Annotated in this window: 10 protein-coding genes and 1 pseudogene; 5 read left to right on the top strand and 6 right to left on the bottom strand. The window is 41.3% G+C overall.

The features are described 5' to 3' along the window. The first annotated feature begins 3 nt into the window (after positions 1-3). The 5 genes and pseudogenes from HRT55_RS15975 to HRT55_RS15955 all read left to right on the top strand — a co-directional run. On the top strand, positions 4-1,230 hold the full coding sequence (locus HRT55_RS15975) for an FtsX-like permease family protein (protein WP_291622868.1): 1,227 nt from the start codon (positions 4-6) through the stop codon (positions 1,228-1,230). A 14-nt stretch (positions 1,231-1,244) separates the two neighbouring features. Beyond that, a complete protein-coding gene (locus HRT55_RS15970; RefSeq protein ID WP_291622866.1) occupies positions 1,245-2,057 on the top strand; it encodes an outer membrane lipoprotein-sorting protein in 813 nt (270 codons plus the stop codon). Positions 2,058-2,066: 9 nt separating this feature from the next. After that, positions 2,067-3,344, top strand: a complete 1,278-nt coding sequence (locus tag HRT55_RS15965) for a hypothetical protein (protein WP_291622864.1) — start codon at positions 2,067-2,069, stop codon at positions 3,342-3,344. 53 nt (positions 3,345-3,397) lie between these two features. Next, entirely contained in the window at positions 3,398-5,284 is a 1,887-nt protein-coding gene (locus tag HRT55_RS15960) for an acyl-CoA dehydrogenase (RefSeq protein ID WP_291622862.1), read from the top strand. A gap of 138 nt (positions 5,285-5,422) precedes the next feature. Beyond that, positions 5,423-5,494, top strand: a pseudogene (locus HRT55_RS15955) (YaiI/YqxD family protein); the annotation flags it as partial. A gap of 38 nt (positions 5,495-5,532) precedes the next feature. Here HRT55_RS15955 and HRT55_RS15950 read toward each other — a convergent pair. The 6 genes from HRT55_RS15950 to pyrC form a co-directional block, all read right to left on the bottom strand. Next, positions 5,533-6,789, bottom strand: a complete 1,257-nt coding sequence (locus HRT55_RS15950; protein ID WP_291622860.1) for a hypothetical protein — start codon at positions 6,787-6,789, stop codon at positions 5,533-5,535. Positions 6,790-6,814: 25 nt separating this feature from the next. Beyond that, complete coding sequence (locus HRT55_RS15945) at positions 6,815-7,438, bottom strand: hypothetical protein (RefSeq protein WP_291622858.1); 624 nt, start codon at positions 7,436-7,438, stop codon at positions 6,815-6,817. After that, positions 7,431-11,210, bottom strand: a complete 3,780-nt coding sequence (locus HRT55_RS15940) for an ATP-binding protein (RefSeq protein ID WP_291622856.1) — start codon at positions 11,208-11,210, stop codon at positions 7,431-7,433. Before HRT55_RS15940 ends, HRT55_RS15945 begins: the two co-directional genes overlap by 8 nt. Positions 11,211-11,248: 38 nt before the next feature. Next, on the bottom strand, positions 11,249-12,088 hold the full coding sequence (locus HRT55_RS15935; RefSeq protein WP_291622854.1) for a M23 family metallopeptidase: 840 nt from the start codon (positions 12,086-12,088) through the stop codon (positions 11,249-11,251). Further along, complete coding sequence (locus tag HRT55_RS15930; RefSeq protein ID WP_291622852.1) at positions 12,081-12,971, bottom strand: 6-carboxytetrahydropterin synthase; 891 nt, start codon at positions 12,969-12,971, stop codon at positions 12,081-12,083. Before HRT55_RS15930 ends, HRT55_RS15935 begins: the two co-directional genes overlap by 8 nt. 104 nt (positions 12,972-13,075) lie before the next feature. After that, positions 13,076-14,107 carry a dihydroorotase gene (pyrC, locus tag HRT55_RS15925; RefSeq protein ID WP_291623084.1) on the bottom strand — a complete coding sequence of 344 codons (1,032 nt, stop codon included), beginning with the start codon at positions 14,105-14,107 and terminating at the stop codon, positions 13,076-13,078. Between the last annotated feature and the right edge of the window lie 18 nt (positions 14,108-14,125).

The following is a 14,125-nucleotide window of genomic DNA, read 5'->3' as shown; positions in this document are numbered from 1 at the left end:
GACATGTTAAGGTTAAAACTGGCTTTATTGAACGTATTGCGTAACGGTCGGCGCAGTTTTATCACCTTGTTGGCGATCCAGTTTGGGGTGATCAGCCTTATTCTTATGGGCGGCTTCTTTGCCTCCATGTACGAAGGTATGCGTGAAGGCGTGATCCGCTCGCAGCTCGGTCATATCCAAATTTATCAGCAAGGCTTTAATCAGTTTGGTAGTCAACAACCAGAAGAATATCTGATTGATGCCGAAGTTCTGCAAAAAGTCACCAAATTGGTTGAAGAACTTGAACAGGTTGAACTGGTTACGCCAAGATTGAACTTTACTGGCCTATTAACTGACGGCAGCAGATCGTTGGCCGTGGTCGTTGAAGGCATCAACCCGGAAAAAGAAGCGCTGTTAAGCTCTGCTGTCAAATTAACCGCTGGTGAAGATCTGTTTGAAGAAGACACTGACGGTGCGTTAATTGGTGACGGCCTGTTTAAATCGTTAAACCTTTCTGTCGGCGCATCGCTGACTCTGATGGCGACGACGGCAGATGGAAGTTTTGACGCCCGAGATGTAACTGCCATTGGCGCAATATCCACTGGCACCCGTGAAGTAGATAACCGCTTTATGCGAATGAACCTGCAACACGCACAAGAATTAATGTATACCGAAGGTGTTACCCGTCTGGTGGTGTTGCTTAACGACACAAAACACACCGACGAAGTCATGGCTTTGTTATCCGAAGTGTTCCAAGAGCAAGGACTGGCACTGGAACTGCGCAGTTGGAACGATCTGGCCGATTACTACCACGAAGTAGTTAACCTGTTTGACGGAATTTTCTTCGTCGTACAGATAATTGTTTTGGCTATAGTCTTGCTAGGTATCGTTAACACCATGGTCATGGCTGTTATGGAACGCACGCAAGAGATCGGCACCATTCGCGCCATCGGCGGCACCCGTGGCGAAGTAATGGGCCTGTTTATCAGCGAAGCCTTTATTCTGGGTTTAATTGGCAGTGTGCTGGGTGTCATTTTTTCGATATTGCTGGCACAGGGAATTACCGCCGCAAGCATTATGATGCCGACTCCTCCGGGCAGCTCCCAAAATTATCCTATCCGCATATTTACCGAAGCAGATTTACTTTGGAAAAACGGCCTGTTCGGTCTGTTGATCGCCGTCATATCCAGCATCTATCCGGCGGTGAAAGCGTCACGTATGGTGATCACCAAAGCCTTAAGGTTTGCCTAATTGGAGTTATAAAAATGAATGCATTAATGAAAGTATCACTACCTCTGGGGCTAATTTTTGTTACCTTTTTTACTCAGGCAGACACAGTCAACGGCCAGAACACGGATAGCGTGAAAACAGCCGTTGTCGTTAAAGATAAAGACAAAGCTTCAGTAAAAATCCCTGACGCTCAACAACTGCTGGAATTTATCGATAGTCTGCGTGGTTACAAAGACCAGAGTTTTACCTTTGAATTGTCGAACATCAGCTTCAAAAATAACAAACAAAAGAATCGCAACAAACTGGCGGTAAAAGTGCTGAATGATGCTTCACTAATAGAGTTTACCGCTCCGGCCCGTTCTAAAGGCCGAAAAATTTTGAAGCAAGCGCAAAACATGTGGATCCGCTTCCCTGGTACTCGCAACGTATTACGGATTTCACCAGCCCAGCGTTTATTGGGCGAAGCGAGCAACGGAGATGTTACCGGCACTAACTTCTCACTTGATTACACCGCCACCTATGAAGGCACTGAAATGCTCGACGACAAGCGAGTGTTTAAACTAAACCTGAGGGCCAAGCACGACAAAACAACTTATAAGCATGTGGTGTTTTTCCTTGATAGTAAAAGCCACCTCCCCCTGCGCAGTAATTTTTATGCCCGCTCCGGCAAGCTGGCTAAACAAGCCTATTACACCAAATTTAAAGAATTTGACGGCGACTTGAAACTACACCGTATGAAGCTGGTTAATCCGATCATTGAAGGCAGTTATACCTGGATGATGTTTGACAACTATCAAAAGCAAGATCTGAACGCCGCCATCTTTCACAAAGATGCACTGTCGAGATAACGGAGGTAGATGATGTTACGAATCTGGCTACTACTCGCCTTATTATCCAGCCCATTAGCTCTGTCTAACAACTCCAACATAAGTGATGATCCGTTTGCTGACGACCCGTTTGAAAATGATGTAAGGGAAGTTAATAATAACCTTAATAACCGGATAGAGCTAAAAGGCTATTATCAGGATAACAACCTTCGCAGTGATCACCCATTTAACCCGGGAAAAGACCTGTTTTCCGATGCCGTCAAACTTATATCACTGGATGGTCAGTTAGAAAATGACTGGCAAAATCAGTGGAAAACCCGCGCCAGAATTTATCTCCGCTATTTGGACGATGGTAAAAAAAATGCTGGCGACAGCTACTTGCTTGAGGGACTGGCACAATGGCAAAGTAAAGATCGCAACCTGATAATTGAGCTGGGTCGCAGCAAACCACAGTGGAGTAACGGCTATAACTACGACATTGCCAACATGCTGCAACCCCAGCGCAGCTTACCTTATATCGATCAAGACAACCCGCTGCAAAGCAAAGGTTGGGACATGGTATCCGGGCAGTATTTTAATGGCCCATGGTCGTTTTCCGGTTACCTAGTAGCGAGCGAGAGTCCTTATGTTGATGCTAATACCGAAGCAGTATTACGACTGGGTTATCAACAAAACGACTCATTTTCATTATTATTGCACAAAGTCGAAGGACATAATCTGTCATTCGGTGCCACTTACAGTAGCTTATTGACCGACTCAATCACCTTTCGGGCAGAGTGGACCCGTCACAGCTATCGACAAATGCTCAGCACCTTGCAAATCAAGCAACAGTCCAATTACCAGCGATTAGTTCTTGGTTCCACCTATACAGCAGATTCGGGTTGGACGTTGACTGGCGAGTATTTTTACAACGAACACGGTGCCAATAAACAAGAATGGGAAGACCTGACTGTCGATGCCGCAGCCAGTGCCGAACGATTGCGCCAAAATCAGTCGACCAATCCAGCTGCTGACTACGAAAATACCTATGCAGGCCTGGATTTAATGAGCCAAGGCTGGGTACGTGAACGTTATTTTTCATTAATGTTTATGTCAATGGAAAGCGAAGACCTATGGCAATTACGGCTCAGTTCACAGATAAGTCTGGATGATGGCAGCCAATTGCATCGGATTGAGCTGCTCAAATCCTTTAGTGACAATTTTTCAGCTCGACTGCAGTGGCAAAATTTTAATGGCTGCGACTTGTGTGAATATGGCTTGAACCCCAGCAAAAACAATGTCCGTCTGACAGGCAGTTGGTTGTTTTAGCCTTGTTTTACTAAGCATAAATACCAAAAGAACAAAAAACAAAGAGAGATATCATGGATTTTAACAATAACTACCGAGTTGACTTGCGAGAACTTAACTTCCTGTTGTGGGAGCAATTCGACATCGAAAACAACTTGCTCGACCCGACAGTAAATGCCGAGTACAACAAAGAATTTATCCAGCAACTCTTATTTCATGCTCGCGATTTTGCTTATAACGAGCTAGGCCCCAATTACCAACGAGCCGATCGCGAAGGGTGTAAACTGCTTGACGATGGCACGGTAAAATTGCCCTCAAAATATCAGGAGATCTGGAAAAAATACACTGAAGCCGAATGGGGTCGGTTAAGCTCGCCACAGCACTATGACGGCTTGTCATCACCATATATTGTCGCTCAAATGATTTACGAAGTATTCCAAGGGGCTGACCCGTCATTTATGATCTACCCAGGATTTTGCGCCCCTGCAATGTATCTTATTGAAAGGTTTGCTACAGCGGAGGTAAAACAGCGTTTCAGCCATAAACTGGCCACCAACGAGTGGACCGCCTGTTTATGCATGACAGAACCGCAAGCCGGCAGTGATGTGGGTGCGATCACCACTAAAGCCATCCCGCAGGATGACGGCAGCTATCATATTGAAGGTGGCAAGATATTTATCTCGGGTGGTATGCACGAATTAACCGACAACATCGTCTACATGTTGCTGGCTCGGGTAGAGGGCGCGCGTCCGGGCACCACTGGATTATCTTGTTTTATCGTACCACGCTTTGATTTGCAGGATGATGGTTCTTTAGTAGACAACCATGTTCGCTGTGTTCGACTTGAAGATAAAATGGGGGTCCACGGCTGCGCTACCGCTCAACTGAGTTTTGGCGACAACGGTCCATGTAAAGCCTTCTTATTAGGCGAACGGGAAAATATCGGTCTACGACAACTATCAACCATGATGCACATGGCACGGATCTCAACAGGCATCTACGCATTAGGTTTGGCTGGACGGGCTTACATGAGTGCCGCCGAATACGCCGAAAATCGTGTTCAGGGCAGCAGCTTTAAAGAAGCATTTAACCCCAGGGCGAAAAAAGTCTCCATCATGGCCCACGTAGACGTGCGCCGTATGCTGCTTGAAATGAAATCCAAGGTAGAAGGCTGCCGGGCACTGATCCACAAGCTGACTTTCCATCAAAGCTGGGTCACCAACCTGCAGGCACTGGAAACACTTCACCAAGAAAAATCAGAAGAATATCAGACACTGAGTAAACACCACGAATCGCTGGTACATCTACTGACACCCATAGTCAAAGCCTATACCTCAGACCAGGCATGGCGAATCGCGGAATTGGCAATACAAGTCTACGGTGGACACGGTTACGTCAAAGACCATCCTGTAGAGCAGGTAGCGAGAGACGTGAAGATTCTGTCAATATGGGAAGGCACCTCGTTTATCCAATCGGCTGACTTGATTAAAGACAAATTGGCGATGGGCCGCAGCTCAAAGCTGTTGGTAGTCTATCAAGATCAGGTTAAAGCAAGCATTGCTCGTAACCGCGACGCTGGTATCTTGTTAGCCGAAACTGATGCATTGGAAGAGTCTCTGCTAATATTTGTCAAGACTCATGCTCTTATGGGCACTTGGGTAAAAGAACGTAAACTGGAGCTTATTTTTTCTATTTCAACCCGTTTCCTCGAAATGATGGCGGAAGTAACATTGTCATGGTTATTGCTGGATGGTGCGGTCATTGCAGTGCAGAAACTGAAAAACCTCGAAGACCCACAAGACGAAGCCTTCTATAAAGGTAAAATCGCTAGTGCTCAATTCTACGTGAACAACATCCTGCCAGGTGTTAAGTCGAAAGCCGAAATTATTGCCAAAGAAGATACTTCCGCGCTTGATGCTACCAGCGATATATTTTTGCAGCGAACTGACTTGTACGGTTAACAGTGTTTTCAGATTTTTCTAGGAGATATTTTCTAGTAATAAATAGCCTATAACTGCCAGTTTGTACTGCTCTGACAGAATTCATTACAAGTTTTAGGAAGTTCCACTGGCGTATGGGTTAATGCTGATGCTTGCCCTGTGGTGATACAAGATATTTTATACCGGGCAGCAGATCGTACCAAAACACCAAACACTTTTGTAGCTGATCATTTTAAAAATAGCAAAATCTAAATGTATGGTGTTTTTAGTTAGGCTCTTAATTCGCCTCTTAATTCGATAACTACATCACTATAACTGTAGTTATCAGTAGTGCCAGTAACTGCAGCACCTTTCATTTTTATATTCAGCGCCTTTTGTTGGGCACTGGTTAATTTACAGTAGCAACTAAATACTAACTCTATCCATTCTTTTGGTGTAATAACTTGTGACTTTGCCAACCAAATATTTTGGAACTCTTGGTAAAAGCTTAACGCTGAAACTGCGCAGTTATTGATGATCACACGTTCAAACAACAGCTCAGTTTGTTCTTCAAAAAAATCTTCTTTGGCGGCAATTCTCTCAATTGGCTTAAAACTGACTTCACTGGTAGTTCTGGCTTTTATTGGTGTCACTACTGCTTGTTTGCGTAATGACTGCACTAAAACCAGTAAATCTTGTTCAATATCAGTTTGCTTAGTATCGACATAACTGCGCAATGGCATTGCCGGTGAATATTTCAGTTGCTCCGGTAAATCTGGTAACTCATAGAGTTTTTCATCAAGATCAAATTCAGGATGTTTACGTAAAAAACGCGCCATATTTCGTAATTGACTGGCCTGTTTTTCATCTCGACGTAAGCGAAATAAACTAATACGCATGTTATCAATAATCAAACGCAGCTTAGGTAAGATTTGGTTATACCAATAAACAAAGCTCGATATTTTACGCGCAAACTCATTAGGACAAAGCCAATCTAACCACTGATAACAGTCATGTGGGTCAATTTTTTGCAGTTCATTTAACAGTTTTTGTGCATGCGATAAGTAACGTTCGTTTTGACGTATTTTGTTAGACAAGCTACTGACGAAACCAAATTGGCTAACAATAGCAAAGTGCATATTCTCCAAATTATTGTTTAGACTATCTTTTGTTTCATAAAGTAAATCATCGAGCTGATCTAAATAATACTCGGCATCTTCTTGCTCTTTGGCTATAGTCGCTAATTGATAATCTTTTACCACTTCTTCAATAGCTTCAATGACTTTACCCATGTCGGTAAGTTGACGATAGCTAGTTTGCTTGCGCATTAATCGGTTTAACATGCGCTTAAGATCTGTGGTTACTCGATATTCACCAGGAGAATCATCCGGTCTGATCAAGCCAGATTTATGCAACAAATTTATGGTGTTGGCGTCTTGTTCATCACTCGCGATTGAGCCAAAAACATAGGCACTGGCGAGTAAGTCATTGTAGGCACCAATTTGTCTGAGTAAAGTTGCGACTTGTGAAGAATCAAATCCTGCCATTAGAGCTCTCTATTAAAATTATCATTTAAAATAACAGCTCATCTTGTTGGCTTTTCTCTTGCTCAGGTAAAGTTACCAGTTCAGCATCGTTTAAAAATTCTATCAACAAATAAATTAAATCAAAGCGTGCGGTGGCATAATATCTACTGCTGCCAGAATTTTTACGAACAAAATAATGCATTTCTTCCAGCTTTTGAAATACCATGACTAATTGCTCACGGGTTTCCGTTTTATTGGTTTTGAAAGGCTTGATTGAAGTTAAGCGCCGTAATTGTTCACTCAAGGTTTGATCATGTTCAAAGGGTTCGAATAATTCATTGATATTCAAAACTGATTTAGCGCGAATAGGTAAATCCGCTTGTGTCGCCGTTAGCAGTAAATCTAAAAACTCCACCAGCGGTCTAAAAGTGCTACGCATCTCACTAAATAAAATACTGAGTTCGTGCTCGTTACTTTCATCAACCTGATTAAAAGTACAGTAATAGGCATCTGCGCTATCAAGATAGGTAAGTTTTCGATCTAAATTAGCTAAGAAGTCATTCACTTTATCGCTATGGCTTTCCGCTTTTAAATACAAATATTCGGCTTCATAAGCCGTTTGACAAATAACCGTACCACAAAGTAGTTTTTGAATACTTTCTTTAAACATTGCTTACTTCCTTTGCACTGACTTCTTGTGTACTTGCCTCAGTACTTCCCTTTACTTTTATCTCTGTACTTTCATCAGTACTCGTCGACACTTTATTACGTTGCGCGAGTAATTCATCTAAGCGAGATTGTGGAATTTCAGCATGATAAATCTTATTGTCTTTTAATTTATAATGACGGTTATACAAGGATAAAATATGACGGTCTGTTGATGGAGACGCTGATAACATACTAATATTGTTGTCATTAAACATTTGTAATAACAGGTCAATATTTTCTGCCGCGAGTTCACCGAGTTCATCAACAGGCAAAATTATTTGGCTGGCATGTTTACTGTCACCACGCAGCATGGCCAAAAGGCCAGCAAATAAAGACAACATAGCTAAGTAAGACAAGCCGGTTGAACTAACCTTTTTCAGTTGTTTTGCATTACGCGCATATTTTATTTGGCCTTTTTCAACAATGGTAAATTCTAAATCGAACAAATTATTGTGGGCTAAGACAAAACCTTCGTTAGGTAAATAACTGGCTAACTTTTGCATAGCGAAAACTAATTCGTCAGGAACATCGCCAAGGCCATCTCGCAATTGATCTTTATGTAATTCAAAAACTTCGGCAAACTTTTGTAATGGCCCCCAGTAATCGAGCTCTTCTTGCTTCATTACCGTAGTCACATTGATATCGGCTAACGCTTCAAAATGCGCTAAGGCCGTAACCTTAGTTGATAAACGTTTGCCGATTTCTTTTATCCGACGACCAAAGTTTTCTATATGCTGATAAAACTCGTTGATCATGGTGGCGTTAACGGTAACTAATTGATAAGTACTTTGCTGTTTTTGCTCGGCACTATTTAATAATTCGCTAATCGGCTCACGGTATTTAAACAGCGCTTGTGCACCAGAGTAATTATCGTTTTCAAGCAACAGGTTTTGCCAGTTTTCATAAAGCTCACTGCCAGAGTGGTCTTTTCTAAATCGTTCACTGAAGGTATTTAACTGACTAGCCAAACGTTTTTCAATGGCTTTGAATTGTTGGTAAAAATCATGACAAAAGCTAACGGTTAAGTCGGCTTGGTTTGTCGGCTCTTGCTCTGAAAGTTCGCACTCTATGGCAGACATTTCACACAAACGTTTATTATCATTAAGCTGTACTAATAAATCATCGGTGGCTTGTTTTTCTAGATTATTTTTCTTAATTAACAGTTTTAATTCATTAATTTCAGATGATAGCGCTATGCTAGTGTCTTCATTATTTGACTCTAGGTTACGCTTAGTAATTTTTCTGTTTTGGTTTTCTTCAGCCAAGGCATCACGATGACAATAACGTTCATTGATAAAACTGTGATAGTCGCGCGCCTTTTGGGCAAACACCGAACATTGTTGTAAGTCTTGCTCTAGTGTAATGCGCTTCGCAATGCGTTTGTCTACTTCACCTTCCGGATCGAGGTGTTCAATATCGCTGGCTTGTTGTTTTTTAAGATCTGCAGTACGTTGCTTGGCATTAATCTTTAAAGCGCTAAGTTGCTCAGCTAATTCCGTCAACTGAATGTCTCTATCACTTTCAACAATCATAGACTTTTCTAACTTGTCATTAGTCAGTTCATGCAATTGCTCGCTTTTATCTTCTTCAAAGCTAAGCTGCTTTTTTTGAAGGGCTTTAATTTGCTGATTGAAACTTTGTACTTGTGTCTCGACTGTTTGGCGGTGTGCTTTAATAGCCAGTTGTTTTTTAATCACTAGGCTTTCTTGCTGTGTTTGCAATTGACCCAAGGTTAACTTTTTCTGGCTTAAGTTTTGTGTCTGTTCGCTGACATTAATTTTAAGCTGATTAAGCTCTTTGATGATTAATTTTAAATGCTCATCAAGCTGGCTAATTTTATCTGTTTGCGCTTGTAACTTAGTCTCGATAACTTGGCGTTTTTCGCGCAGCTGAGCTTCGTCTAAAAATAATGAATCGTCACAAGGCAGTTGCTGTAAATCCAGTGATAAACCATAAAGGCTTGTGGATGAACTTTGATTTTCTTGCCACTGTGGATTTAAATCAGTACGCGATAATTGTTCGGTAGTCAGTAAACGGCCAATATCATTTTGCCAATTACCGGCTCGCGGCTCGTTAATTAGGTAATGGTGTAAAGAGCCAGCTTCTGGCAGCAGTTGTAATTCAACTTGTTGATAATCTTGGCGCAATTGTTCTAGGTAACGACTCGCGTCACTGCGCTGAACTAATTGTTTATCTTGTTGTTTTTCTAATTTATATTGTTGTTTTTGTAACTCTGACTCTTGCTGAAGTAGTTGATTATAACTTTGCTGAGCCTGAGTTAACGCTTGCATGTTATCGTCAATATTAGTAATTAATTCTGGCGATATTACTGGCTGGGCAAGTTGTTGTTTGGCACTATCTAATTGATAGTGTATTTGCTGCTGATCTTTTTGCAGCTTAAGCTCTTCTCTATGTAATTGAGCATTAAGAGCGTGTTCTTGTTGATGAAATACTTCATTAATATGAGATAGCTGTTCATTTGACGTGCGCGTAATAAGTGCAGATTTTTCGTTATTACTACTGATGGCTTTAAGCTTTTCTACTTCTATTTTTTGAATTAGCTTATCAAATTTTTGCCCTATTTTAGTGATGTTACCTTCAAAGGCATCAATAACGGCAATCACTTCATTCAGCTCAGCTTGAATTTGTGGTGCTTGCTCGGCCTTTATTTGATAACTACTGGCATCATCGTCTTCATAGTTAAGTTTGTCTTCATCAAGTAAGTCTATTTTACTTAAGTCGGCATCAATCTTAGCGTTTAAATCAAATAAAGCTTTTTGATATTGCTCTGTGGCATTGGCTAACTCGGTATCGAGTTTGTTACGTGTTTGAATACTACTTTTCTTCAGCTCTTCTCTGTCTTGCTGTTTTATTTCTAGACGCTGTTGATGCGCGATTACTTCCGCGTGCAGATGTTGTAACTTGTTTAATAAACTGGTGAAGGCACTAAAGTCATTTTGCCAAACAGATATTTTATCGGCTACTTTTTTAATAGCGCGACTGGCCTGGATATCCGCAAGCCAATTGGTAATATCGGCTTTATTTAAACTGAGTTGTTCTTTTTCATCACTGGTATCTCTGGCAAGATGATCACTGGCAATAGCCACTAACATGCGTTTGACGGCTTCAAAATCTAGGTTTTTTTCTATCGTGCCGTTAATCACTTTATCAATGTGTGGGCAGGCTTGCTCACTAAAAGAAAAACGATTTTGCAGTAATCTAATTTCTTTGTGTTTACGGCCACTGCGTAGATTTTGAATCACTTGGCGGTATTTATCTATACCGAGAAACTTTGAACATTCTGCATTAATACTACGGTAGTTTTTTTCTATTTCGTTGATGGTAAAAGACTTCGCCTTGCCACCTTGTTTATTGGCGATATAGTGCTTTGGTTCGTAAGCAGCATCAATAAATTTAAAGTGCACTCCTCGACCATCACTGGTGGCTAACACCTGGCACTTTTGTCCAAAGGGTCTTTGGTATTCGTACACTAAAATACTGGACTCACGTGGTAGGTAGAAATCGGCAAAGTTTTTTGCTTGATCTACCTTGCTAACAATATCACTCGGTCGCATGCCATAAAAAAGTGGCAACAGTCGCATTAATGAGGTTTTGCCTGCACCGTTGGTGCCTTCAAGTTGAGTGTGGCCGGTTAGATCAAGTTCGTTTACTTGACCCTGCCAAAAACTGTCGATAATAATAATGCGTAGCAGCGAATAGCCGTGTTCAGGCATAGTGTGACCTTAGGGGAATTAAATGATTTTAAGTAAAGTTAATCGAGGGGTTGCAGTTTTAATACTAACGCTGGGTCAATTTTTACACCGAACCAGTTAATGCGCCAGTCTAAATGAGGTCCGGTTGCTCTGCCGCTTTTACCCACTGCCGCTACTACCTGCCCTTGTTTAACTTGGTCGCCTTGTTTTACATAAGAATTACTTAAATGTAAAAAGGTTGAGCTGACGCCCTGGCCATGATCAATTATCATGGTACCACCAGAATAAAACATATCGGGAACCCAAAGTAATACCGTACCTGATGCCGGAGCTTTCACCGGATCGCCAGTTTTACCGGCGTAATCTAAACCAAAATGAGGGTTTTTAGGCACGCCATTATATACTCGCTGACTGCCATAAACACCGGTAATGGTACCTTTGATTGGCGCAATAAATCCTTGAGCAAAATAACCCAGTTCACTTGAAATTTTTCGAGCCGCTTTTACCTGTTTGCTGTCTTGTTGCGCTCTAGCAACAGACTTAGGGTTTGGCTGCATAATGCTTTTTTTAATGCCTTCAATACGCTGGATATTATACTCGCGTATTGAAGGTATTAAGGTTTTTGTTACCCGATCACCATTAACCGCAGTAATCACTAATTGGTATCTTTGTTTATCATCACGAGAAAACCCAAAGGTGTAATCACCGTTTCTAGAAACGGTAATTACCTTGCCATTTAAGGTGACGGTATTGTTCGGTAATGTCTTACCAACAATTAATCCGCCTTGTTTAATTTCACCGCTTAACTCGAACTTTTGGCTAGTGTTATGAAAAGCACTCGCAGAAAAGCTCGCAGCAAATGCCAAAGCAACTAAGGACTTGTTTAGAGAGCTACCCATTTACAATTGCGCCTTTAGCAACGCCTTCATAAGCAACAACTTGCACGGTATTGTTTACGAGTTCAGGATGACCAGCTTTTATTTGTCTTAAAATAAAGTCGGCCAGTAGTTCCACGGTTGAATCACAATCAACAACTTCTAATATTTTTTTATCAACGGCGATATCAAATCGACCTTGTGGCGCATGGTAACTAAAATATTGGTGATCGGGAGTCAAATTGTTCATTGCATGAGCAGATAACTCAATATCATCAACAGATATTCTATCGGCCTCGCTGGCAATATAGATATCTTTCCAACGTTGACACCACTGCGCTTCTAACTGAGCATCCCTTTTATCATCAACATAAATCTTAATTTTTGATCTATGACCATGAGCAATACGTTGGCAATTACCATCGTGTAACTTCAAGCCATGAGTATAATGATAATAATCGCTCGGAATGACTTCCGGACGTAGTACCAATGTTAATCCTTGCACATTATCCGGCAGTTGCGCCAAGATAATAGCGGTTAAGTGTTTAGTCACCGCAGCTACTGTGATGGTTAAACAGTCTATAGAAGCAAAAGCGCACGCTGGAGATTGCAAATAGTAATTTGCCACATCGCTATTGAAGTCAATGGTTTGATGACCTTCGTTATGTGGTGAATCGGCCAACGTTAATGCTGGCTCTTGTATCGCCAATACCAATTTATGATCAACGGCATCATCAATAATGGCTTTAATTTGCTTTTTAACTACGGCAAAATCCAGCACCATGCTTTGGTCGTTTAACGATCCATCGAGTAATACGTCAACAATCCAGCTCTCACCTACAATTCCGCGCTGTTTACACAGGTATGAAAAATCAATAACGGTAAGATCATCTACAAATAATTGCATTTTTTTCCTTTTTTAACTTTTGGCTCTCAACTTAAATTGGTTTAACTCTTTTGTGAGTATTATCTACTTTAAACCTTAAGATAATACTCACTTAACTTAATGAGTTAGTCTGCTACAGTCCACAAAACATCTTCACCTGCGCGAACAGGTACTACAACATCATCACCAAAAGTCATGGTTGCTGGTACTTGCCAAGTTTTTTTAACTAGGGTTATTTTATCTGTATTTACTGGTAATTGATAAAAATTTGCGCCATTAATGCTAGCAAATGCTTCTAACTTGTCTAAAGCATTTTCTTGTTCAAATACTTCCGCATACAATTCGATTGCCGCAAAAGATGAATAAACACCGGCACAACCACAAGCTGACTCTTTAGCATATTGTGCGTGTGGCGCAGAATCAGTACCTAAGAAGAATTTTTTACTACCACTTGTTGCCGCAGCTCTTAATGCTTGTTGGTGAATATTGCGTTTTAAAATAGGTAAACAGTAATAATGTGGTTTGATACCACCAACTAACATGTGGTTACGGTTATACAGCAAATGATGCGCGGTAATAGTAGCGGCAACATTATCACCAGCGGCTGTAACAAAGTCCACCGCATTTTTAGTGGTGATATGCTCTAACACTATTTTAAGATTCGGGTAGTTAGCAACTAACGGCTGTAAAATGGTATCAATGAAAACCTGCTCTCTATCGAAAATATCGATTTCAGCATCGGTCACTTCACCATGAACCAATAACGGCATTTCAACTGATTGCATGGCAGCGAAAACTTCCATTAGGTTGGCAACATCCGTGACACCTGATGAAGAGTTAGTCGTTGCACCAGCGGGATATAATTTTGCCGCATAAACTAAACCTGACTCTTTCGCTTCAATAATTTCTGCTGCTGTAGTTTTATCTGTTAAATATAACGTCATTAGTGGTTTGAAATGTGCATTTGGCACTTCTGCCATAATGCGCTCATGATAACTTTGTGCTATCGCGGCATTCGTTACTGGCGGTACTAAATTTGGCATTACAATCGCTCGGCCGATATAACGACTAATGTCTGCTACGGTATTTTTTAATACTACGCCGTCACGTAAATGCACATGCCAATCATCAGGACGGGCGATGGTTAATGTGCTAATTGCAGCATCCGTTGAGGC

The sequence above is a fragment of the Colwellia sp. genome (genome assembly GCF_013214175.1).
Classification (GTDB): domain Bacteria; phylum Pseudomonadota; class Gammaproteobacteria; order Enterobacterales; family Alteromonadaceae; genus Colwellia.
Note: the sequence above shows the minus strand (reverse complement) of the source record. Positions and strands in the feature narration are given on the sequence as shown.